The following is a 22,496-nucleotide window of genomic DNA, read 5'->3' as shown; positions in this document are numbered from 1 at the left end:
CTGCACAGTCACAGCAAGGGGAGCAGCGACTGTGCGCCCCCACCTCCCAACTTGCTTGCGCTGCCTGCATGTTCGAATTCAGGAAGGCCTCGCTGTGCCTGCTGCCCCGTCCGGCCGGCCTGGCCGTAAGCGCAGACTGTGCGTAAAGACTGGCTGTACGGTGCAGCCTGGCCGTACTGTGATGCCGTCCGCAGTTGTGGTGTGTGGTCAGGGAGCTCGCCGACCGACGCACACGCACAACTGAATACGAGCGTCTCGCACCGAATTCCTGCTATGAGGAGCCACAGGGCATGACCTCAACCAACTCGTCATCCGGGACCGGAACCACCCCGGCAGAGGCAGAGAGCGCCGGCGGGGGGGTCCCACCCCAGTCGCCGCCGGGTGCGTCCGGCACCGCGCCGCCTCCTCCTGCCGGTGGCAAGAGCGCGAAACAGCGCTCCGTCCTGTTCCGCAACCGTGACTTCGCCCTGGTCTGGGGCGGAGAGTCGATCAGCCTGCTGGGCAGCGAGATCAGCGTGGTCGCGCTGCCCCTGCTGGCCGTCATCGGCTTCGGCGAGGGCGCGGTCGGCGTAGGCATGCTGATCGCCGCGCAATGGATCCCGTTCGTCCTGCTGGCCCCGCTGATGGGGGTGTTCACCGACCGGCTGAACCGGCGGATGATGATGCAGGTGTCCAACGCGGCCCGGTTCGTCGTCCTGGGCTCGCTGCCGCTGGCCTGGGCGCTGGACGGGCTGACGATGATTCACCTGTACGTGGCCGCACTGGTCAAGGGCGTCTTCGACGTCGTCTTCCAGCTCGCCTACCAGGCGTACCTGCCGCAACTGCTGGCGCGCGAGGACCTGGTGGACGGCAACGCCAAGACACAGCTGAGCCGCTCTGTCGCGCTCATCTTCGGGCGCAGCGGCGGCGGCGCTCTGGTCAGCGTGCTCGGCGCCGCGCGGGCGCTCACCGTCGACGCCGTCTCCTACCTGCTGGCGGCCATCGCCCTGAGTTTCGTACGGTTCCGTGAGCCCGAGAAGCAGCAGACCCACGCACGCGGCCTGCGCGCCACGCTGGTCGAGCTGCGCGGCGGAATCTCCATGACCTTCGGCAACAAGCTGCTGCGGTATCTGACGCTGATGGCCACCTTCGGCAACACCGCCGTGTCCATGGTCCTCGCCATGATCATTGTGTTCGGGTACGAGGACCTGGGTCTGACCGCCGCACAGGTCGGGCTGACCCTCGGAGTCGGTGGCGCGCCGGTCGTGCTCGGCGCGATCCTGTCCCGGCGGATCAACGAGCGTCTGGGCATCGGCCGCACTCTGCTGGTGACCCACGTGATGCTGGTGGTGGCGTTCGCGCTGCTGCCCCTCGCCCAGCTCGGCGGCACCGGGTTCGCCGTGACCGTACTGATCATCTCGCAGGGCATCTCGTCGTTCACCACGCCCGTGGGCAACGTCGGGGTCATGACCCTCATTCAGAAGGCCACACCGCCGCAGGCGATGGGCCGGGTCGGCGGGGTCTCCCTGCCGCTCGTCTGGGGCGCCAACGCCGCCGGTCCGCTGCTGGGCAGTGCGGTCGCCGTGACGGTCGGCAACGCCGCCGCCTTCTACCTGGCCTCGGCGCTCGCACTGTGCGCCGTGTTCTGGGTCCTGGCCGGTTCGGTGACCCGGCTGACCGACGACGTACCGGAAGACATGCGACTCGTCGTCGACTGACCGCAGGTCCGACCGACCGGGCAACAGGCAGTACGGCCGGACCGACCTGCACGGCTCTCCCCTATTCAGAGAGGACCACATGATCAGCCAGCAGGACGCCACGGCCGTACGCGAAGTCGGTCCGGCCACCACCCTGGTCTCCCGCATCGAGGAGTTCGCCCGCAGCACCCCCGGGGCGCCCGCCGTCCGGCACGGGGAACTGGAACTGACGTACCGGGACCTGAACGGGCAGGCCGATCAACTCGCCCGGCAGCTCAGTCGGTTGGGCGTACGGCGCGGCGACATGGTCGCCATGTACCTGGGCCGCTCGGTCGAGTGGGTGGTCGGCATGCTCGGCTGCCTGAAGGCGGGCGGCGTATGCATGCCGTTGGACCCTGCCGTACCGGTGGAACGGTTCGACCGGGCCATCGGTGCCGGGAGCCCCGCCGCCGTGGTGACCGCGGTCCCCGCCCGGAGCACCGGCAACCCCATGCCTCCAGTCCCCGCAGGGCTGCCGGTGATCACCCTGGACGCCGGTGCGCCAGTGCCGGCCGAGGTGCCCGGCGAGGAGCCCCCGCGTCCGGCACCGCGCCGCGAGGATCTCGCCTACGCGATGTTCACCTCCGGCTCTTCGGGCGAAGCGAAGATCGTGCTGGCCCAACACTCCTGGCTGGCGCTCAGTGCCGCCCGCAGTGCCACCATCAACGCCACCACCGCCGCCGACCGCGGCTCCTGGCTCGGCGCGGCCGGCGCCGGGATCGCGCTGCACGAGGTCGGTGGCCTGCTCTGGCAGGGCGCGCACATCGTGATCGGTGACCACGAGGTGATCGCCTCCCCGCCCGCCCTGCGCGACTGGCTGCTCGCCGAGCGGATCACCCAGAGCTTCGTGATCACTCCGGTCGGCGAGGTCCTGCAGAACCTGCCCTGGCCGCGCGACTGCGCGCTGCGCCTGCTCACCCTGGGCGGTGACCGGCTGAACCGGTGGGGGCCGGCGGACCTGCCGTTCGAGGTCGCCGTCTCGTACGGCAGCCTGGAGGCCTTCCAGATAGCCAACTCCTGCCACCCGTGGCCCCTTCGGTGCACCCCCACCACGGCCACCGACGCCGACCGCGCGAGCGCCCCGCCCGTGGGCCGCCCGATCGACGGGGTCACCGTCCACCTGCTGGAGGACGACGGCATCTCACCGGTCGTCGACGGCATCGGCGAGGTGTGGATCGACTCGGACTGCCTCAGCCTCGGGTACCTGGGCGATCCGGCACAGACCGCGGACCGGTTCCGGCCCAACCCGTTCGGCGCCCCCGGCAGCCGCATCTACCGCTCCGGCGACGCGGGCCGGTTCCGTCCCGACGGGATCCTGGAACACCACGGCCGGATCGACAACATCGTGAAGATACGCGGCCACCGGGTGGAACTCGGTGATGTCGAGTGGGCGCTCGGTCAGCACCCCGACGTCGACCAGGTCGCCGTGGTGGCGACGGTGGACGGCGACCAGCGCCGCCTCGTCGCCTGTTTCGTCGCGGCGCGGGAGGTCGCGCCGCTGGAGCTGCGCAACCACACGGTGGAGCGGCTGCCGGACTGGATGGTCCCGGTCGCGTACGTACAGCTGGACGCGTTCCCGCTGAACACCTCCAACAAGATCGACCGCCGCCGGCTGCCCCCGGCGGACTGGGACCGGGGGCGCCCGTCGCGCGCCTGGCGGTCGCCCGCCCCCGGGGCGGAAACCGCACTGGCCCGCCTGTTCGCGGACCTGTTGCGGGTGGACCGGGTCGGCGCGGACGACCACTTCATGGAGCTCGGCGGCGATTCGCTGCTGCTGGCCCAGTTGCAGGGCCGGATCGAGCAGGTCCTCGGCGCCCGGATCGAGCTGCCGGATCTGATGGCCGAGCCGACCGTCAGCGGCCTGGCCCGGCTGATCCCGGCGGCCACCGCCCCCGGCACCGGGGCGGCCGCCCTCCCTCCGATCGTCCCCAGGCGGCGCTGAACACCGCCCGCCCGCAGCACCCCGGCACCGCCACGCACGACACACCTCGTCAGACCGACGAAATCGGCATGGAGGCAGGCATGACCACCGAGGCCGCGGACGCCACCGACCGGCTGGTAACCGCTTTCGACCACCACGACCCCGGATACACCCCGCAGACCGCGGAGCGGGTGAACAGCGAGATCCGTGAGCGGGGGGTGACCTGGTCGCCGGCGTACGGCGGAATCTGGATCCTTTCCCGGTACGCGGACGTGCGCGCCGCCCTGACGGACTGGCGCACCTACAGCTCGGCCCGCGGCGTGCACTTCCCGCGGGCCGAGGGGATGCCGATGTTCTCGCCGATCGACTACGACCCGCCGCAGCAGCGCGAGATACGGGACCGGATGGCCGGTCCGATGACCGGGGACGCGGTCGGCGCGATGGTGCCGGAACTGCGCCGGATCGTCGCCCGCCTGCTCGCGCCGGTGGTCGATCGTGGCCACGGGGATCTGATGGCCGAATTCGCGGAGCCGTTCGCGATCGAGGTGCTGGGAGTGGCCTTCGGGCTCTCCGAAACCTGCCGCAGCCGGGTCCGCGAGGCGACGCGGACGATGTGGACGTACATCTCGACCGACCGGGACGCGAGCAAGTTCTGGCCCGCCTTCCACGCCCTGCTGGCCGAGGAGATCGACCGGGTACGGCGCCGGCCGGACGGCAGTTACCTAGCCCGGCTGGCGGCGATGCAGCGGGACGGCCGGCCACTGCCGGACGAGGAGCTGTACTCGGTCATCGTCAGCTTCTGCGTCGCCGGGCACGACAACACGATGAACTCGATCACCCGCCTGGTGCACACCCTGGCCGGGGATCCCGCCCTGCAACTGCGGCTGCGCCGCGAGCCGCAACTGCGCCCGGCCGTCGCGGAGGAGGCACTGCGCCGCTGGTGCCCCACCGACCGGTTCACGCGGGTCACCACCCGCGAGGTCACGGTTGCGGGCACCGTCATTCCGGCCGGTGCCCGGGTGGTGCTCCTGTTCGACGCGGCCAACCGGGATCCGGAGAAGTTCCCGGAGCCCGACGAGTTCAACCCCGACCGCGGCAACTCCCACCAGCACCTCAGCTTCGGGCACGGCATCCACCACTGCATGGGTGTGCATCTGGCCCGGGCCGAGTTCGCCGCGGTCCTCGACGAGCTGGCCCAGCAGCCGCTGTTCGACCTGAACGAGCCCAGTGCACTGCATTTCGAGAACGGTCGGCACATCATGTTCGACCGGGTGTCGGTGCGGTTCCGCACCGGGGAGGAGCGCTGAAATGATCACCGAGCCAAGCACCGAGACGAGTACCGGCGACCCGCAGCCGACACTGCTGATCGACCTGGCGACCGGGCTGTGGAAGGCACAGACCCTGACCGCGGCCATCGAGACCGGGGTCTTCGAGACCCTGGCCACCGGCGCGTCCAGTGCTCCCGAATTGGCCGTCAGACTCGGCCTCGGCGAGCGGCCGGCCGAGATCCTGCTGACCGCGTGCACCGCGCTGGGACTGCTGGAACAGCGGGACGGGCGCTACCGCAACACCGCCGTGGCCGACCACTACCTGGTGCCCGGCCTGCCCGACTACTTCGGCGGCTATGTGCAGATGGTGGCCCAGTACACGGCGCCCGGTTGGATGCGGGCGACCGAGGCCGTACGTACCGACGCACCCACCAAGCCGGTGCCCGACCCGGACCGGAACATGTTCGAGGAGGGCAACCGGCCGAAGTCCTTCTGGGACGGGCTCTTCGCCTTCTCCACCCTGACCGCCCGTCAGATGGCCCGGGCGGTCGACCTCTCCGGTGTACGCCGGATCATGGACGTCGGCGGCGGCGCGGGGGCCACTCTGATCGAGCTCTGCCGGCAGCACCCGCACCTGAGCGGCACCGTCGTCGACCTGCCGCACGTGTGCGCACTCGCCCAGGAGCGCATCGACGCGGCCGGGATGACCGGACGGATCAACACGGCGGCGGCCGACTTCTTCGCCGATCCGCTGCCGTCCGGGCACGACGCCGTACTGCTGTCGATGATCATGCACGACTGGGACGAGAACCAGAACCGGAAGCTCCTTGCCTCCTGCCTGGACACGCTGCCCTCCGGCGGCACCCTACTGATCAGTGAACTGCTGGTGGACGACGACAAGTCCGGGCCGGTGGACGCGGCGCTGATGAGCATGAACATGCTGGTGGGCACCTGGGGGCGGAATTACACGGGGGCCGAGTACGCCGGCTGGCTTCGCGACGCCGGCTGCGACCGGGTGCGCACGGTCCGGTTCGACTCGCCGGGGGCGAACGGCGTGGTGCTGGGAGAGAAGGCGTGATGGGACCTCAGCAGCGGCGCTGGTTCCTGCGCGAGCCGTCGCCCGATGCCCGGATGCTTCTGCTGTGCATGCCGTACTCCGGGTGTGGTGCCTCCATGTTCCGTGCCTGGCCCGCCACCATCGGTGACGCGGAGGTGGTCCCGCTGCAACTGCCGTGGCGGGAGAACCGGATGCGCGAGCCGCACTTCGGCACCTACGAGGAGCTGGCCGGGGCTCTGCTGGACGACGTCGGGGAATTGCTGACCGCTCGCCCGTACGCACTGTTCGGACACTGCGGAGGCGCCCTGCCGGCGTTCGAGACGGTGATCGGGATCGCGGAGCGCGGTCTGCCGGCACCGGTGCAGTATTTCGCGTCGAGTCAGGTGGCACCGCAGGACGGTCCCTGGGGCCGTTTCCTCGGCCTGGACGACCAGGGGCTGCGCGACGAGATCGCCGGGCTGCTGACCGCGATGGGAGCGGCCGCTTCCGCCGACGAACTCGTCGACCTGTTCGTCGACGTGATGCAGGCCGACCTGGAAGCCAACCGGAAGTACTTCCGCCCGGCCGGCACCGTGCCCTGCCCGATCACCGCGCTGGGCTGGGACAACGACGTCGAGGTGCCGCACCACCTGATGGGCGGCTGGCAGGCCTGGGCGCCCACGGAGAAGGTGGTCCTGCCGGGGACCCACTACAGCTTCCTGGACGCGCCGCCCGAGCTGGTCCGGGTGCTGGCGGACCGGCTCACCGCGGATTCCGGTGCCCGGGAGCCGTAACCCGCCGTCAAGGACGGAACCAGTACGCAGTAAGGCCTTACATCATCTGTCGTGTTTTGCATGCTGACTTGGAGGACAGTGGCATGAGTCAACAGAGCGAGTTGCTTCGCCGACTGCGCCAGCTCCCGGGGGAGCGCCGGGACGCGCTGTTGGCTCGGCTGGAGGATGTCTCCGCGGGGGCCCGGTCCGCCCCGCTGTCGTACCGGCAGGAACAGCTGTGGCTGTTCGACCGGTTCGCCCCCAGCAGCCTGGCCTACGGACTCGGCTTCGCCTTCCCGATCGAGGGCCGGCTCGCCCCGGAGGCGCTGCGCGCGGCGCTGACCGATCTGCTCCAGCGGTACACCGTGCTGCGCTCGACGTTCCCCGACGAGGACACCCGGGGCACCCAGCAGGTGAAGTCGGTGCCCGAGGTACGGCTGGAGGTCGAGGACGTTCCCGACGGGCAGCTGCGCTCGCGCGCGGACGAGGTGGTGCAGGGCGAGCTGCGCCGCGGACTGGACCTCAACTCCGGCCCGATGGTCCGCTTCCGACTGCTGCGGGCCACCCCCGAGCAGCATCTGCTGGTGCTGACCAGCCACTACATCGTCCTCGACCCGCGCTCCGCGCGGGTGCTCCAGAGCGACCTCACCCACGCCTACCGTGCCCGAATAGGCGGCGAGGCGCCGAAGTGGGTGCGGGAGCCGGTGGACTTCGGCGCTTACGCGAGCTGGCAGCGGGACTGGTGCGAACAGGACGGCGCCCGCGAGGCCACCGAGTACTGGCGCGGCGCCCTGGCCGGCTGGGAGGGCACGGAGCTGCCCACCGACTCCCCCCGTCCGCGGCTGATCGACCTGAGCAGCGACATGGTCCGGCTGCCGCTGCCGCTCGAACTCGCCGCCGCGGCCGACGACTTGGCCAAGGACGATGCCGAGCGGCAGGATGTCCTGCTGGCCGCCTTCCTGATCCTGATCGCCCGGCACACCGCCCGCGGGGACCTCACCGTCGGGCTGCCGTACGACGTCACGGGCCCGTACGACGCCGACCGGCTGGTCGGCGACATCGGAAACCTGCTGCCGCTGCGGGTCGAACTGGACGAGGCGGACAGCTTCGCCGCCGTGGTGGCCCGCGTGCGCGACGCCCGCCGGGACGGCAAGGAGCACTCCACCCTGCCGTTCAAGCTGATCCTGGACGCGCTCGGGGTGGAACCGGACGCCGGCCGGCTGCCGCTGGTCCAGATCGGCTTCACCACCACCGGCGAGAACACCGGACCGGTCGAGGCGGACGGGGTGCGGATCGGCTGCGAGCAGGTCGACGCCGGTGCCGGGACGTTCGAGCTGGCGCTGGAGGTCGGTGACGGCGAACAGCCCACCGTGGCGGTACGGTTCGCCACCTCGCTGTACCGGCGCTCCACGGCCGCCCGCCTCCTGGACCGCTTCCTGCAGACCCTGGGCGCGCTCTGCGAGCAGCCGGACCGGCCGTGGGGAGACGCCCCGTTGGGCACTGCGCAGGAGCGCGCGGACGTGCTTGAGCGCTGGAACGCGCCGATCGGCGCGCCGCTCGACACCCCGCTGCACGAACTGTTCGCAGAGGTCGTCGCGGCCGCCCCGGACAACACCGCGCTGGTCTGGCAGGACGGCACTCTGACCTACGGCGGTCTCGACGCCTGGTCCCGGCGGATCGCAGCGCGACTGGTGGCCGCCGGGGTCGGCCTCGGCGACCTCGTGCCGGTGGTGATGGAGCGGGGCCCGGCGCTGCTCGCCGCCGTACTCGGTGTGCTGCGCGCCGGTGGCGCCTACGTACCGGTGGACGTCGGTCAGCCCGACGAGCGGCTGGCGATGATCCTGGAGGACACCGGGGCCCGGACCGTGGTGGTCTCCCCCGGCACGGCGGACCGGGTGCCGCAGCCGCTGCGCGTGGTCCTGGGCCCCGACCCGCAGGACGGGCCTCCGGCGGGTGAGCAGCATGCCCCGGTCGTCGTGCCGCCCGCCTCCGCGGCGTACGTCATCTACACCTCGGGGTCCACCGGCCGGCCCAAGGGCGTGGTGGTCGAGCACCGCAATGCGGCCAACTTCACCCGCACCGTACGGGAGATGTTCGATCTCACCCCCGAGGACCGGGTCCTGCACTTCGCCTCGCCCGGCTTCGACGTCTCGGTGTTCGAGATCTTCGGCACGCTGCTCAGCGGCGCCGTCCTGTACGTCATGGACGAGGACCAGCGGCGCTCCGTGGACGCCCTCGACGCGGTGCTGCGCGAGCAGCGGATCACCGTCATCGACCTGCCCCCGGCGATCATGGAACTGCTCGCCCCGGAGGGCTACCCCGATCTGCGGGTGGCGTTCGTGGGAGGCGAGGCGTTCACCGGTGAGCTGACCACCCGGTGGGCCCGTGGCCGGGGCTTCTGGAACGGCTACGGGCCGACGGAGACCACGGTGACCGTGGTGGCCAAGCGGTGCGAGGGCGAGTGGACCTCCTCGCCGCCGATCGGCCGGGCGATGGCCAACCACCGCGCCTACGTGGTGGACGGTGCCGGTTCGGGTGTGCTCCCGCCCGGCGCGGTCGGTGAACTCGCCATCGCCGGGCTGGGGGTGGCACGCGGCTACCTGGGGCGGCCCGACCTGACCGCCGACCGGTTCCGGCCCGACCCCGACGGCCCGCCCGGCTCGCGCCGCTACCTCACCGGTGACCTGGCCGTCTGGGACGAGGCCGGGGACCTGTGCTTCGTCGGCAGAGCCGACCGGCAGGTCAAGGTCCGTGGCGTACGGATCGAGCTGGGCGAGGTGGAGGCCGCGCTGCAGGCCGTGGACGGGGTCGCCCAGGCGGTGGCAGAGGTGGCCGCCGACCCGCGCACCGGCGCCCTGCTGATGGCGTACGTGGTGCCGGAGCGGCCCGGCGAGCTGCAGCTGGACACGATCCGCTCCGCGGTGGCCGGCCGGCTGCCGTCCGCGATGGTGCCCTCCGTGCTGGTGCCGCTGGAGGCGGTCCCGCTCACCCCGAGCGGCAAGATCGACCGGCGGCGGCTGCCTGCCGTGGAGTTCGCCGCGGTGGACGAACTCTCGGACGTCGACGAGGAGAACAGCACGCCCACGGAACGCACCATGCGCAAGGAGGTGTTCGCCCCGCTGCTGGGCGCCCGTGTCGGCAACCACGTGAACTTCTTCGCGGCGGGCGGCACCAGTCTGCAGGCGATCCAGCTGTCCTCCCGGGTGAACGCGGTGTTCGGGGTGGCACTGCCGATCGCCGACTTCTTCGCCACCCCCACCGTGGCCGGTCTGTCCGCACTCGTGGACGCGGCGAGCACGGGTCAGGGGGCGCAGCGGGACGCGCTGGCAGAGGCACTGGAACTGGTGGAGGGGCGCAGCGACGACGAGATCGCCGAGCTGGCCGCCGAACTGGACGAGGAGGGGGCGCGATGAGCGCGGGCACCCCCGTGAAGGCGCCTGCGGACATCAAACCGGTGAGCTTCACGATGGACTCGCTCTGGGTGCGCCGGGTGCCCGGGAAGGACGTCCGGGTGCGGCTGATCTGTCTGCCGTTCGCCGGTGGCGGCGCGTCCGTGTACCAGCGGATGGCGGCACTGATGCCCTCCTGGGTGGAGACCCTGGCGGTGCAGCTCCCCGGGCGCGAGGACCGGTCCCGTGAGGAGCCGCCGGCCCTCATCGACGCGCTGGTCACCGCCTGCGCGATCGCCCTGCGCCCGTACACGGCCATGCCGTACGTGCTGTACGGGCACTGCGCGGGCGGGCTGCTGGCGTACGAGATCGCGCACGAGATGGGCCGCCGGTTCGGGACCTGGCCGCAGCGGCTGATCGTCGGTGAGCAGCCCGCTCCGCAGGCACCGCCGCCCGCGGAGCCGCTGCACCGGCTGTCGGACGAGGAGCTGCTGGCCGCCGTGAACGAGCGCGGCGGGCTGCCGGAGGCGGTGGCCCGCAACGCGCAGCTGCTGGCGTTCCTGCTGCCGGTGCTGCGCGGCGATTTCGAGCTCTGGGAGAACTACCGGCACCGGCCGCGTCCCCCGCTGCCGGTCCCGATCACCACGGTTCGCGGCCTGACCGGCTCGGTGGACGAGTCCGCCCTGGCCGGCTGGGCCGAACAGACCGACGTGGGCCGCACCGGCGTGAGCGTCGAGGGCGGTCACTACTTCGTCGTCGGACTGACCCCGGAGGCGGCTCGCGAGATCAGTGGGCAGTTGCCCACCGGACCGCCGGCCGCCCCTGCCCGATCGCTGACTGCCCCGGATGGAAGGACACTCGCGTGAGCACCTCCGCCAGTACCGCCGGCACCTCCTTCCCCGCCACCGCGGCCACACCGTTCTCCCTGGAAACCATCGCCGGGATCGCGGCCGGCGCCGCAGGCGTCCAGGACGCCGCCGCCGTGTACGACCGCCGGCTGCGCGCTCCCGGCGCGAACCGGGCGGCATCCGGGCCCGGCACCGGCGGCGTACCCGCCGGCACCGATGTCCCCGCCGACCGGCCGGCGCTGGTCCACGGCCCCGAGCCGGTACTGCCGCCGGACGCGGTGGCGACGCTGCCGCAGGCGCTGGCCCGGGCCGCGCGGGTGGCCCCCGGCCGCGGCACCACCTATCTGCTGCCGGACGGCAGCACCGACCGGCAGACCTACGCCGAGCTGTACGAAGAGGCCCGCCGCATGCTGGGCGGGCTGCGACGCCACGGCCTGGCTCCGGGCGACACCGTGCTGCTGCAGTGCGCCGACAGCCGGACCTTCGTCACCGCCTGGTGGGCCTGCGTACTGGGCGGATTCCTGCCCACCCCGGTGGCCCCTGCGCCGGAGTACGCCACGGACAACGCCGCGGTGCGCAAGCTCGTCGCGGCCTGGGGGCTGCTCGGCCGCCCGCCGGTGATCGCCGATCCCGGACTGCTCGAAGGGGTACGTTCACTGGCCGCCCGGCTGCCCGGCGGCGAGGCCCTGCGGGTGCTGGCCGCCGACACCCTGTTCGCCCCGGAACCGGCCGACTGGTCGGTCCCCGACCCGGACGCGCTGATCGTCAACCTGCTCACCTCCGGCAGCACCGGCACGCCCAAGTGCGTGCAGCACCGCCATCGCACCATCGTCGCCCGGAGCTACGCGGCGATCGCCGCGAACGGCTTCACAGAGCACGACGTCTCGCTGAACTGGATGCCGCTGGACCACGTCGGCGGCATGATCATGTTCAACCTCCGGGACGTGTTCCTGACCTGTGAGCACGTCAACGTGCGGACGGAGTCGGTGATCCGCAGACCGCTGCTGTGGCTGGACTGCCTGGACCGGTTCCGGGCCACCAGCACCTGGGCGCCGAATTTCGCGTTCTCGCTGGTGTGCCGGCGCGCGGAGGAGATCGCCGCCGGATCGTGGGACCTGAGCCGCCTGACCAACATCTGCAACGCCGGCGAGGCCGTGGTCGCCCGCACCGCCCGCCGCTTCGTGGAGCTGCTCGCCCCGCACGCTCTCCCCGCCGACGCCATGGTGCCCTGCTGGGGAATGTCGGAGACCTCGTCCGGGGTGACGTACACCCGCATGCACCGTGACGACCCGGCGGTCGGCACCATCTCCCTGGAGCCCGCCGCGCTGGACGGCGGACTGCGCGAGCTGCCGGTGGGCACCCCGGGCGCGGTGGTGGTGACAGAGGTCGGCGCCCCGGTGCCCGGCGTGGCGCTCCGGATCGTGGACCCGAAGGGAGAGGTGCTCCCCGAGGGCCGGGTGGGCCGACTGCATGTGTCCGGCAGCACCGTGCTGAACGGTTACGCCCACAACGAGCGGGCCAACCTGGAGAGTTTCACCGACGACGGCTGGTTCGACACCGGTGACCTGGGGTTCCTGCGCGACGGCCGGCTGTTCCTCACCGGCCGGCAGAAGAACATGGTGATCGTCAACGGCGCCAACTTCCCCGCACACGAGATCGAAGCGGTGGTGGAGCAGGTCCCGGGCGTGCTGCCCGCCTGCTCCGCGGTGGCCGGAGTGCCCGACGAGGACACCGGCACCGACGCCTTGGTGGTCTTCTTCGTGCCCGACACCGACGACGTGCCCGCCCTCGTGGACGCCATCCGCTCCGCCCTTGCCCGCGACCTGGCCCTGCGCCCGACCTATCTGGTGCCGGTGACGGGCCAGGAGTTCCCCCGGCAGAACGGCGGGAAGGTGCAGCGCGAGCGACTGCTCGAAGGCTGGCGCGACGGGCGGTTCGACGATCGCTGTTACGGCGGTGAGGCGGACGGCGCCGTCCCGGACGGCCCGTCGGGCGACGAGGCCGGTATCCCGGCGCTGGCGGTCGCCTGGGAACCGGCCGGGACGCCGCTGCGGCAGCGGCCGGCCGGTCCGCTGGTGGCCATCGTCAGCGGTACCGCCCCCGACTGGCTGGACCGGCTGGCCGATGTTCAAGTCCCGGTCGGCGCGGACCCCGTGGAGCTCGCCCGAGCCCTGGAGCAGGCCTTCGAAGGAGTCGGCGAGCAGCTCACGGACGACCGGGCCGGGGAGGACCGCGGCCTCGTGCCGCAGGTCCTGTTCGTGGCCGCCGGGGACCCCGCGGCGGCACCCGCCGATGGAGACGCCGGTGTGCCGGCGCAGTTCCTCGCCGTGGCTTCGGCTTTGTCACGGGTACGTCCCGATGCCGAGCTCACCGTATTCACCCGGGGCGCCGCGCAGGCGGCACCCGGTGACCTGGTGGTGCCTGGCCGGGCGGGGCTGACCGCGCTGGTGCGTACCGCACGCTCGGAGCGGCTTCTCGCCCGTACCGCGATGATCGACGCCGCGGCGGACGCCGAGGCGGGCGCACTGGCCGCGCTGGCGGGCCGGCAGCACGACGGTGACGTGGTCGCCGTGCGCGACGGCAGACCGCTGCAACAGCGGCTGCGTACCGTGCCGTTGCCGGAGGTCTTCGACGTACCCACCGATGTACTGCCCCGTGGCGGGACCTGTCTGCTCACCGGCGGTCTCGGCGGCCTGGGGCGGACCGTGGCGGAGCACCTGGTGGTGGCGCACGGGGCTCGGCTGCTGATCGTCGGGCGGACGCCGGAGGCGCGGCTGGACAACGAAGCCCGGGAGGCTCTGGAGATCCTGTCCGCGGTCGGTGAGGTCCGCTACCGCGCCGCCGATGTCGCAGACCCCGACGCGCTGGCCCGCGTGGTGGTGGAGGCGGAGGCGTCCTGGGGCCGTGGGCTCGACCTGGTGTTGCACCTTGCCGGGGCCGCGGTCGCGGCGCAGTGGGAGTCCTTGTCGGAGCACGAGCTGCGGACAGAGTCCGCGGAGTGGCTGGACCGGATGCTGCACCCGAAGGCCGGTGGCTGCGTGGCCGTGGACAGGCTGCTGGCCACTCGGCCGGACACCGTGGTGGTGCTGTTCTCGTCCGTGAACGGGTTGTTCGGCGGCACCGGATTCGGTGCCTACGCGGCGGCCAACGCGGTGTTGGACGGCTGGGCCCAGCGCTGGGCCGCCACGGGTCGGCGGGCGCAGAGTCTGGCCTGGAGCATGTGGGACGGTCCTGGGATGAACCAGGGCAGTCCGCTGGTCGCGGCGGCCCGGCATCGCGGGTTGACCCTGATCGATCCGGCCCGGGGCACGCTGGCGCTGCTGGGTGCCCTGCGCGCCGGGCCGGTGCATCTGCTGATCGGTGCGGACCCCGCGAACGAGCAGATCAAGACGCTCCTGGCGGCGGACCAACTGCGCGGCGGCACCATCGCCGTGGCAGTGGTGCCCGAGCCGGGCGAGGATCCTCAGCGAGTGCGGGCCGCTGTGTCGGCCCAACTGGCCGGTCAGGGGATTTTCGCCCGGGTGGTGGTGACCTCGCGGATCGAGCGGGACCGCAGTGGCTCCCCCGACCCGGCGGCCGTGCTGGCGGCTCTCGGCGCGGGCGGTGCCGGCTATGTGGCACCTGACGGGCAGCTCGAGGTGCTGGTGGCCAAGGCTGCGGCCGAGGTGCTCGGGGTGTCCCAAGTGGGCCGCGACGAATCGTTCTTCAGCCTGGGGTGCGACTCGATCCGGGCGGTGCAGCTCGCAGAGGCGCTGAGCAACCATCTGGGCGACCGGGTCACTGTGGGCTCACTCTACGAGTCACCGACGGTCCGTTCCCTGGCCGCCGGGATCGCCGGCTGACCAAGGGTGTACCTCCCGAGCTGTGGTGCTGCCCGGGAGGTACATCCGGCGCGAAGAATTCCCCCGTACTCCATCAGCAGCACCTGAACTCTGCCGATGGGCACTTACTCTTGCCGTCTGCGCGCCGACGCCTTGCTCGGGTTCACTGGCCGCGCCGCCTTCGGGGGCTCGACTTCGCTTCCTCCAGGTGCCCCAAACGACGCAGCCTGTCCACCCATGCCTGAGCGGTGTAGCGGGGAACGTCGTAGTGCTGCGCCACCTTCCCCACACTCCGGAGCTTGAGGAAGACTGCTTTCACCTCATCCGCGTCGGGCATCTTGCGGTATGGGCGTTCCGCCTTCTCTTCGACCGGAGGGGCAGACACTGCCGCACGCTTGTGGCTCTCCGGTTCGTTCTTGGAGCGGGAAGAGGACGGGTCGGCAACCCCGCTCATCGCCTGAGCCAGCATCTCGAAGTCGATGTCGAGTGCGGCTCGTGGGGAAACCTCACCTTCTTCCGAGGCCCGGACGATCAGCTCAACTATCCGCGGTGCCCCACCGGGAACGCTCATCATCACTGCGGTGATCGTTGCCGGTTCCTCTTCGGCGTCCGCGCCTGACGCTTCGACTGTGATGGTCCATTTCACGCCACACCTGCAATCATGATCCCTCCGATCGTCACTCGTGCGACACGAGGGTCCTTCATAGAGTCACGCACGAGCGTGTCAACTATAGCCACCTTCTATGAAAAAAAGCTACGACCAGTCGACGAATGACTCACAAAGAGTCCACTGATCCGCTAGTATCCGCTCCCACACACCCGGCAGAGCTGATGCGTCCCCGTCCGGCGAGATGAGTCACTTGAGCGTGTCCGTGCCGTGATGGCTGGGTTGTCCGGGTTGAAGACGAGATGATCAAGGTTCTCGACTTGGCCTAAAGCGCTTTCCCGACGATGCCGTGGGCGCCCGCTCTCTGTCAGCTCAGGGTGAGACGTCCGGCGTCGGCGGGAGTTGGGCCTGAGAGGGCACGACCGGATCGCCTGTGTGATCGGAATCAGCCGGCCGGGCAGACGGGTTACACGACACCTGCTCGTACACTACAAGTGTGGTCTGTCAGTGAAGCCTCCGTTAGAGAGTAGGCGACATGCGCCAGGAACGAATAACGGGACCCTGCGTACCGGCGGTAATGGCGTGAAAAACCTTTTCGCCGTCAGTGACCTGCATGTTCAGTACCCGGAAAATCGCAGGATAGCCGAGGAGCTGCAACCGGAGTCGGACGACGACTGGCTCCTGGTCGCCGGCGACGTCGGCGAAATGACTGCAGACATCATCGACACGATGAAGATTCTGCGCGATCGCTTCGGCACCGTGGTCTGGGCGCCCGGAAACCACGAACTGTGGACACCCCCGGGGGACCCGGTCCAACTTCGCGGCGAGGCGCGCTACTTGTACCTGGTCGACGTGATGCGCGACATGGGGGTGCTCACCCCCGAGGACCCGTACCCGCTCTGGGAAGGCCCGGCAGGGCCGGTGGCGGTGGCCCCGCTGTTCGTCCTGTACGACTACACGTTCCGGCCTCCCGGTACGCGCACCAAGGAGGAGGCATTGAATGCCGCCTACCAGGCGGGTGTGGTCTGTTCCGACGAGTACCTGTTGCATTCCGACCCGTACCCCAGCCGTGACGCCTGGTGCAGGGCCCGGCTGGAGTACACGCGCGGGAGACTGGACGCGATCGATCCCGCGTTGCCCACCATCCTTGTCAACCACTTCCCGCTGGTTCGCGAGCCCACCCGAATACTGCGCTACCCGGAGTTCGCGCAGTGGTGCGGGACAGAGGAGACTGCGGACTGGCATGTGCGTTACCGGGCGGTGAGCGTCATATACGGGCATCTCCACATCCCCCGCACCATTGAGTGCGACGGGGTTCCGCATCGTGAGGTCTCACTCGGTTACCCGCGGGAGTGGCGCCGTCGTCCCGCGCCTCCGCAGGGGCTGGCGCGTATTGTTCCCGCCTCCGTGATGGAGAGTTCCGCGTGACGGTCACCTCTGTCGCGGGCCGGCTGCTCGAAGGGGTGCTTCCGCCGGAGATCGCCCTGGAGGAGCTGTTCGCCGACCCCTATGTCGAGCTGTTCCCGGAAGAAGCCGAGCTCGTGGCCGCATCCGACGCCAAGCGACAGAGAGAGTTCGCCACAGTGAGACTCTGCGCGCGCAGGGCACTCGTGCGGCTGGGAATCGAACCGGGCCCGATCGTGCCCGCTTCGGACGGCCCGCCCTGGGCCGGCCGGGCCCCGCGCTGGCCCGACGGCGTCGTGGGCAGCATGACGCATTGCGAGGGCTACCGGGCGGCGGCGGTGGCGCACGCGGAAGCGGTCGCCTCGGTCGGTGTGGACGCCGAGCCGAACGCGCCGCTGCCCGCGAACATCGCGGACACGGTGATGCTGCCGGAAGAGCAGGACACGGTCTCCCGGCTCTCCGTGCTCCATCCCGAAGTCGCCTGGGACCGTTTGATGTTCAGCGCGAAGGAGAGTGTCTTCAAGGCGTGGTATCCCCTCACTCGAAGATGGCTCGACTTTCCGGAGTGTGTGATCACCCCCGACCCCGACCTCGGCACCTTTACCGGAACGCTGCGCGTGCCCGGGCCCGTGGTGGCCGGCGTACGCATCGATCGTTTCGCCGGACTGTGGCGGACCTCGGCCGGACCGGGGAAAGGCCACCTGGCCACCGCAGTTGTCGTGCCGGCGCGCAGGGTTGACGGTACGCCTGGAGGCGGCCCGGAGTGATCTGAAGCGTTGGCCGAGCTCGTGTGTGTCAGGGCGCCTGTACCAAGGGGGGCTCGCCCAAGGGCGTGGTCAGTACCTCGCGCAGCGCGGTTACGGCGGCGATGCCGATGCGTTCGGCGAGGACGTTCTCGATGACGGCGAGGGTGGCCTGGGCGCGTCGGTGAACACGGACGCCTTCGGCAGTGGCGCGGATCAGGCGGCTGCGGGCGGAGGCCGGGTCGGGGACCTGCTCCAAGAGTCCCATCCCGATGAGGCCGTGCACGGCCTGGTGGGCGGTCTGCCGGGTGACGCCGATCCGGCGGGCGAGTTCGGAGACCGTGGTGCCCTCGTCGTCGAGGGTGGCGAAGACGGCGGCCTGGGCGACGGTCACCGGCTGCTCGCCCGCCGCCTGCATGCTGGCCAGCAACGCGTCGTCGAACCAGCGCTTGGCCTCGATGAGCAGCTGGGGCAGGTTCCGTGCGGGGGTGGTCATGGCTCCTCTGGGGACGGGGGTTCGAGCATAACGACTGGTCGGCGGTGACCCCGGCCGGGCGAGCAGGGCGGCGTACGGCACCGGAGGGTGCCAGGCAGGGAATCATAAATGTCAGGTAACCTGACATTCATCTGTCCCGTGCCGGAGGTTTCCATGACCATGGAGTTCGCCCGTCGTTACCGCTCGCGCTCGCACATACCCGCCGAGCCCGGTAAGCCCTACTTCATCGAGAAGGGCATGGGCGACCGCGCCCACCTGTTCACCGACCTGGTCACCGTCTACGCGGGCGGCGAGCAGACCGAGAACGCCTTCAACTTCTTCACCGTCGAGGGTCCCAAGGGCGACATCATCCCGGCCCACCTCCACTCCGACACCTACGAGGTCTTCTACATCACCGACGGCGCGGTGCGGCTGTTCGTGGAGGACCTGGAGGGTGAGCAGTACGAGAAGGTGCTCACCACCGGTGACTTCGGCTTCGTACCGAAGAACTGCCCCCACGCGTACCGCATTGAGCGCCACCACAGCCGCGTCGTCGGCGTGGCCGCGGGACCGGGCGGCACCTTCGAGCGGTTCTTCGAGAACCTCGGCGCCCCCACCGAGGAACTCGGCCTGCCGCGGGAGCCGTACGTGCCCGAGCCGCACAAGTTCGGCACCGTACCGCAGCAGTACGACGTGCGGTTCCTGCCCGACCACCACTGGCGCACCGGGAGCTGACCTCGGTGGCGTGCGTGCACATGCTGGAGACCGGGGCGCCGGCCGCAGCGTCCTGTACGCGGTGGTGCCGCAGCCCGCCTGCCCCGACAAGGCTGGCCCGCAAGACATCTCTGTTCTCTCCCGCCCCCCGCCCGGCCCGGAAAGAGGCATCCATGCCGCTGACGCCCGACCTCGCCGCGTTCCTCGCCCCGCCCTCCCCCGCGCGGCTGCCGCTGCCGCCCGCCGCGCACCCCGCCCCGGGCGTACGGCTGCTGCGCGGCGCCGTCTACGCCCGCCCTCAGGGGGTGCGGCCCCTGGAACTCGATCTGTGGCTGCCCGACGAGGCGCAGGGCCCGCTGCCGCTCATCGTCTACCTCCACGGCGGCGGCTGGCGTGCGGGCACGCGTACGGACATGGGGCCACGCTTTCGCGACTGGCGTCCCGGTCCGTTCGCCCGCCTCGCGCGGGCCGGGTTCGCCGTCGCGAGCCTCGACTACCGGCTCAGCGGCGAAGCCGTCCACCCGGCCCAGCTGGAGGACGTCACCGCGGCCCTGGCCTGGCTGAACGCCCGAGCCGGTGAACTCGGCCTGGGCACCGGCCGGACCGTGTGCTGGGGCGAATCCGCCGGCGCCCACCTCGCCGCCCTCCTCGCCCTCACCGCGCCGGTGAGCGGCTGCATCACCTGGTACGGGCCCACCGACCTGACCACCCTGCCCGGCCAGTCCCGCCCCGGCACCTACGACGCCGCCGACCCCACCACCCGCGAGGCCCTCCTGATCGGGGCACCGATCGCCGAGGCGCCCGACCGCGCCCGCGCGGCCAGCCCGGTCACGTACATCACCGCCGACGCACCGCCGTTCCTCATCCTCCACGGAACCGACGACTCGCTCATCCCCCTCGCGCAGGGCGAGCAGTTCGCCGCCGCCCTGCGCGAGGCGGGCGCCCACGTCGACTTCCGGCCCGTGCCGGGCGCCGACCACGGGTGGGCGGGCCTGCCGGACGAGGCCGTCGAGCAGTGCTTCGCCACCTCCGTGGACTTCGCCCGAAGCGTGTCCTGCCCAGCGCAGCGCAGGTGAGCAAGGGACGACCGTGGTGCGCGTGCCCATCAGAGGGAGGGTGTCAGAAGGACGGCAGAGGAGTGCCGCACCGGCCGCAGTACCGGGCGTCGCGCTCCGCCGCGAGACGGCCGCAGTCGGGGCAGACGCGGTCCAGCAGGCAGGCCGCCTCACCGCCTTCCTCCTGCGTCCCGGCTCCGGCCCCTGTCACTTCCCGCAGCCACGACCGCTCCGCACGACTGGTGGCACGGGCGATGAGGAGCATGCCGCGACGGTACGGATCGCCCGTGTCATCGGCGCGCAGCGGGCGGTCTTCGTCGTGGTCGGAGTCGGAGTCGTAGAAGAAGCTCGCCGGCCGCTCCAGGAATTCGAGGCGCCGGCGCAGGACCGCCTGCCGGTCCGCGGCGTCCGGGAGGTGGGAGAGGAACGCCAGGATCGTGAAGTACCGGGTGCTGTCGCTGATTTCCAGATCGGCCGGTTCCCGGAGTCGCCGCAGCAGCTCGGCGCGGCCGGCGGCGGTCAGGGTGAGGGTGTGCCGCTGGGCGGCCGCGGCACCCGGTTCGATCCGCCGGTCCAGCAGCCCCGCCTTGACCAGCCGGTTGATCGCCGGATAGAGGCTGCCGTCACTGACCGGCCGCGTGTGGCCGGTCAGGTGGGCGATCCGGCGGCGCAGTTGGTACCCGTGCAGCGGGCCGTCGGCCAGGAATCCCAGAATCGCGAGCTCCAGCATGCTGCTAGTCTCCCATATCGAACCGAGGTACCTCGCATCGAGGTACTCTCTGGGACGAGAGACGAGCCAAGGGGGGCGGTATGGCGTACTCCGAGGAATGGGTCACCGCACGGGCACGTGACGCCTATGCGCACGGCCGGGCGTCGTTCGACGTACGGCCCGAGCGCTCGGCGCTGCTGGTCATCGACATGCAGGACGAATTCGTCCGGCCGGGCTGGAGCCCGTACTGGGTACCGGCGGCCACCCGGATGGCGCCCCGGCTGCGCGGGCTGGTCGAAGCGTGCCGGATCGCCTCGGTACCGGTGATCTGGACCATCTTCGACGACACGCATCTCGGCCTGGACCGGCCGCACGCCCTGCGTCACCTACCGCACGCCGACACCGACTGGCGCAGGCCGGGCCCCGCCGACGTGTGGGACGAGATGGGCCGCCGCCCCGACGAGGTGGTGATCCGCAAGCCTTCCTACGGCGCGTTCTACGACACTCCGCTCGACACGATCTGCCGCAACCTCGGCCGCGACACGGTCGTCGTCACGGGGACGCTGACCAATTACTGCTGCGGCACCACGGCCCGGCAGGCGTACGAGCGCGGTTACAAGGTCGTGTTCGGCGCAGACGTCACCGCGACCGACGACGAGTCCCGGCAGGAACCGGAACTCGCCGTACTGCGCAAGGGGTTCGCACTCGTACTGACCGCCGAGGAGATCGCGGACCGGCTGAACGGCCGGCCCCGCAGCTCGGGCCCGGCCGACGTCTCGTGACGTCAGGAGTGCTGCTCGCGCTTCCTCGGCTCCCCGCCCGCCTCCGGTACGTACGCCGAGCAGTCGGGGTTCCGGCAGGGACCCGGGCGCCAGGTGGGCACGAAGACCCCGAGGGATTTGTGCCGTTTGATTTCGGACGTGACAGGGTGCTTGCAGACCGGACAGACGTGTCGGGCCCGCGTTTCGGTCTCACGCTCATTGCTGCCCATATCTCTACGTTATGCCCGCCCCGCGGAATAGGACAGACCGGAGCACTCAGGGCAGCAGCTTGTCCCGCCAGCGCACGAAAAGCCGCTCCGCGTCGCCGCTGTACGACCACGGGATCCGGGTGGCCCGGTTGTCCAGGAGGCGGAAGACGGCAGTGGCCTCCCCTTCCATTCCAGCGTGGACCAGCCCGTGGGCCAGGTAATTGAGGTCGGCGACGTCCTGCGCCTGCGGGACCGTCCGATGCTTGATCCACTTCTCCAGGGCCGTACGCAGGTCCCAGCGCGCCCGGTCCCCGTTCCAGTGGAAGGTGAGGCCGATCGCCGTCCTGCCCTCGGCCTCCGTCTGGAAGCGGTACTGCTCGGCCCGCGCCACCTGCGGCATGATCGCGAGCGGCGAGCCGGCCGGGGCGTACGACGCGGCCTCCCAGGCGAAGTTGTCCGCCTCGCCGTGAGAGCCGTGCCAGCGGGCGGAAAGGTAGCGCAGTGCCTGGTGGTGGCCTTCCCGGTGGTACAGGTCGCGGTCCCTGAGCTCCTTCCACCAGTGGCCCATGTTCGGGTCGCCGCCTTCGTACAGTCTGCCGAGCGCCACCAGCGAGACGTACGGGTGCGGGTCCTCGGGCGCGAGGTCGGACGCCTGGAGGCACATACGGGCCGCCCGGTCCAGGCTGTCCTTCCCCGGCAGGGTCCCGGTGCGCGCGCCGGCGAACATCCGCATCACCTCGGTCTCCGCGCGCAGCACGGCCGCGTCCGGGTTCGTGGGGTCGGACGCCTGCCAGACGTCCACGGTGCGCCGGTTCGCCGCCGCGTCGGCGAGCAGGCGCAGCCGGTGCGCGCGCCGGTCCCAGTCGTCGCGGGGACGCTCGGCGAGCAGGTCGCGGGCGCCCTCCCAGCGGCCCATCACCATGTCCTGGCAGCCCTCCGCGAGGGCTCGGTCACCGAACGCCTGGTCGTGGAGCGGTGCTCCGGAACGGCGGCGCAGCCAGGCTGCCATGGGCGGGTTCCCTCTCTGATCGGGCGCGGGCACGGGTGC

At 71.1% G+C, this 22,496-nt stretch carries 17 protein-coding genes; 13 read left to right on the top strand and 4 right to left on the bottom strand.

Annotated features, from left to right (window positions below; all coding sequences use genetic code 11):
* Nucleotides 1-290 precede the first annotated feature (290 nt).
* The 8 genes from J7E91_RS12515 (at nt 291) to J7E91_RS12480 (ending at nt 14,792) form a co-directional block, all read left to right on the top strand.
* Nucleotides 291-1,697 carry an MFS transporter gene (locus J7E91_RS12515; protein WP_214902169.1) on the top strand — a complete coding sequence of 469 codons (1,407 nt, stop codon included), beginning with the start codon at nt 291-293 and terminating at the stop codon, nt 1,695-1,697.
* Between the two features lie 79 nt (nt 1,698-1,776).
* Nucleotides 1,777-3,657, top strand: coding sequence for an AMP-binding protein (locus J7E91_RS12510; RefSeq protein ID WP_214902166.1), 1,881 nt, complete (start codon nt 1,777-1,779; stop codon nt 3,655-3,657).
* Between the two features lie 80 nt (nt 3,658-3,737).
* Nucleotides 3,738-4,943 carry a cytochrome P450 gene (locus J7E91_RS12505; RefSeq protein ID WP_214902151.1) on the top strand — a complete coding sequence of 402 codons (1,206 nt, stop codon included), beginning with the start codon at nt 3,738-3,740 and terminating at the stop codon, nt 4,941-4,943.
* 1 nt (nt 4,944) lies between these two features.
* Nucleotides 4,945-5,982 carry a methyltransferase gene (locus J7E91_RS12500; protein ID WP_214902137.1) on the top strand — a complete coding sequence of 346 codons (1,038 nt, stop codon included), beginning with the start codon at nt 4,945-4,947 and terminating at the stop codon, nt 5,980-5,982.
* Nucleotides 5,982-6,734, top strand: a complete 753-nt coding sequence (locus J7E91_RS12495; protein ID WP_214902127.1) for a thioesterase II family protein — start codon at nt 5,982-5,984, stop codon at nt 6,732-6,734. Before J7E91_RS12500 ends, J7E91_RS12495 begins: the two co-directional genes overlap by 1 nt.
* An 83-nt stretch (nt 6,735-6,817) precedes the next feature.
* Nucleotides 6,818-10,126 (top strand): non-ribosomal peptide synthetase, encoded by a 3,309-nt coding sequence (locus J7E91_RS12490; protein WP_214902123.1) that lies wholly within the window; start codon nt 6,818-6,820, stop codon nt 10,124-10,126.
* Nucleotides 10,123-10,968: a thioesterase II family protein gene (locus J7E91_RS12485; protein ID WP_214902120.1), complete on the top strand. Its 846-nt coding sequence runs from the start codon at nt 10,123-10,125 to the stop codon at nt 10,966-10,968. The genes J7E91_RS12490 and J7E91_RS12485 overlap by 4 nt, the downstream gene beginning before the upstream one ends.
* Nucleotides 10,965-14,792 carry an SDR family NAD(P)-dependent oxidoreductase gene (locus J7E91_RS12480; RefSeq protein WP_214902112.1) on the top strand — a complete coding sequence of 1,276 codons (3,828 nt, stop codon included), beginning with the start codon at nt 10,965-10,967 and terminating at the stop codon, nt 14,790-14,792. The genes J7E91_RS12485 and J7E91_RS12480 overlap by 4 nt, the downstream gene beginning before the upstream one ends.
* 142 nt (nt 14,793-14,934) lie before the next feature.
* On the opposite strand, the gene J7E91_RS12475 is transcribed toward J7E91_RS12480, so the two are convergent.
* A complete protein-coding gene (locus J7E91_RS12475; RefSeq protein ID WP_214902095.1) occupies nt 14,935-15,417 on the bottom strand; it encodes a hypothetical protein in 483 nt (160 codons plus the stop codon).
* Between the two features lie 543 nt (nt 15,418-15,960).
* On the opposite strand from J7E91_RS12475, the gene J7E91_RS12470 reads away from it, so the two are divergent.
* Together J7E91_RS12470 and J7E91_RS12465 are read left to right on the top strand one after the other, a co-directional pair.
* On the top strand, nt 15,961-16,806 hold the full coding sequence (locus J7E91_RS12470; protein WP_214902092.1) for a metallophosphoesterase: 846 nt from the start codon (nt 15,961-15,963) through the stop codon (nt 16,804-16,806).
* Between the two features lie 23 nt (nt 16,807-16,829).
* Nucleotides 16,830-17,549, top strand: a complete 720-nt coding sequence (locus tag J7E91_RS12465; RefSeq protein WP_214902424.1) for a 4'-phosphopantetheinyl transferase superfamily protein — start codon at nt 16,830-16,832, stop codon at nt 17,547-17,549.
* A 28-nt stretch (nt 17,550-17,577) separates the two neighbouring features.
* Here the strand turns inward: J7E91_RS12465 and J7E91_RS12460 are convergent, their stop codons facing one another.
* The gene (locus J7E91_RS12460; RefSeq protein ID WP_214902089.1) at nt 17,578-18,021 is read right to left on the bottom strand and encodes a MarR family winged helix-turn-helix transcriptional regulator; all 444 of its coding nucleotides are present in this window, start codon (nt 18,019-18,021) and stop codon (nt 17,578-17,580) included.
* A gap of 153 nt (nt 18,022-18,174) precedes the next feature.
* On the opposite strand from J7E91_RS12460, the gene J7E91_RS12455 reads away from it, so the two are divergent.
* Together J7E91_RS12455 and J7E91_RS12450 are read left to right on the top strand one after the other, a co-directional pair.
* A complete protein-coding gene (locus tag J7E91_RS12455) occupies nt 18,175-18,735 on the top strand; it encodes a quercetin 2,3-dioxygenase (RefSeq protein ID WP_214902086.1) in 561 nt (186 codons plus the stop codon).
* Nucleotides 18,736-18,887: 152 nt separating this feature from the next.
* Complete coding sequence (locus J7E91_RS12450) at nt 18,888-19,790, top strand: alpha/beta hydrolase (RefSeq protein ID WP_214902083.1); 903 nt, start codon at nt 18,888-18,890, stop codon at nt 19,788-19,790.
* Between the two features lie 43 nt (nt 19,791-19,833).
* Here J7E91_RS12450 and J7E91_RS12445 read toward each other — a convergent pair whose 3' ends face one another.
* The gene (locus J7E91_RS12445; protein WP_214902080.1) at nt 19,834-20,499 is read right to left on the bottom strand and encodes a helix-turn-helix transcriptional regulator; all 666 of its coding nucleotides are present in this window, start codon (nt 20,497-20,499) and stop codon (nt 19,834-19,836) included.
* Between the two features lie 80 nt (nt 20,500-20,579).
* On the opposite strand from J7E91_RS12445, the gene J7E91_RS12440 reads away from it, so the two are divergent.
* Entirely contained in the window at nt 20,580-21,260 is a 681-nt protein-coding gene (locus J7E91_RS12440; protein WP_214902077.1) for a cysteine hydrolase family protein, read from the top strand.
* Nucleotides 21,261-21,515: 255 nt separating this feature from the next.
* Here the strand turns inward: J7E91_RS12440 and J7E91_RS12435 are convergent, their stop codons facing one another.
* Entirely contained in the window at nt 21,516-22,457 is a 942-nt protein-coding gene (locus tag J7E91_RS12435) for a hypothetical protein (RefSeq protein ID WP_214902074.1), read from the bottom strand.
* Nucleotides 22,458-22,496: the final 39 nt, after the last annotated feature.

The sequence above is a fragment of the Streptomyces sp. ISL-99 genome (genome assembly GCF_018614005.1).
Lineage (GTDB): Bacteria > Actinomycetota > Actinomycetes > Streptomycetales > Streptomycetaceae > Streptomyces > Streptomyces flavidovirens.
The sequence above is the reverse complement of the archived record's forward strand: the minus strand, read 5'-3'. Positions and strand labels throughout refer to the sequence as shown.

Coding starts and splice junctions, on each gene's coding strand:
- J7E91_RS12515 (WP_214902169.1), top strand. CDS start 291: ATGACCTCAACCAACTCGTCATCCGGGACCGGAACCACCCCGGCAGAG.
- J7E91_RS12510 (WP_214902166.1), top strand. CDS start 1,777: ATGATCAGCCAGCAGGACGCCACGGCCGTACGCGAAGTCGGTCCGGCC.
- J7E91_RS12505 (WP_214902151.1), top strand. CDS start 3,738: ATGACCACCGAGGCCGCGGACGCCACCGACCGGCTGGTAACCGCTTTC.
- J7E91_RS12500 (WP_214902137.1), top strand. CDS start 4,945: ATGATCACCGAGCCAAGCACCGAGACGAGTACCGGCGACCCGCAGCCG.
- J7E91_RS12495 (WP_214902127.1), top strand. CDS start 5,982: ATGGGACCTCAGCAGCGGCGCTGGTTCCTGCGCGAGCCGTCGCCCGAT.
- J7E91_RS12490 (WP_214902123.1), top strand. CDS start 6,818: ATGAGTCAACAGAGCGAGTTGCTTCGCCGACTGCGCCAGCTCCCGGGG.
- J7E91_RS12485 (WP_214902120.1), top strand. CDS start 10,123: ATGAGCGCGGGCACCCCCGTGAAGGCGCCTGCGGACATCAAACCGGTG.
- J7E91_RS12460 (WP_214902089.1), bottom strand. CDS start 18,021: ATGACCACCCCCGCACGGAACCTGCCCCAGCTGCTCATCGAGGCCAAG.
- J7E91_RS12455 (WP_214902086.1), top strand. CDS start 18,175: ATGACCATGGAGTTCGCCCGTCGTTACCGCTCGCGCTCGCACATACCC.
- J7E91_RS12450 (WP_214902083.1), top strand. CDS start 18,888: ATGCCGCTGACGCCCGACCTCGCCGCGTTCCTCGCCCCGCCCTCCCCC.
- J7E91_RS12445 (WP_214902080.1), bottom strand. CDS start 20,499: ATGCTGGAGCTCGCGATTCTGGGATTCCTGGCCGACGGCCCGCTGCAC.
- J7E91_RS12440 (WP_214902077.1), top strand. CDS start 20,580: ATGGCGTACTCCGAGGAATGGGTCACCGCACGGGCACGTGACGCCTAT.
- J7E91_RS12435 (WP_214902074.1), bottom strand. CDS start 22,457: ATGGCAGCCTGGCTGCGCCGCCGTTCCGGAGCACCGCTCCACGACCAG.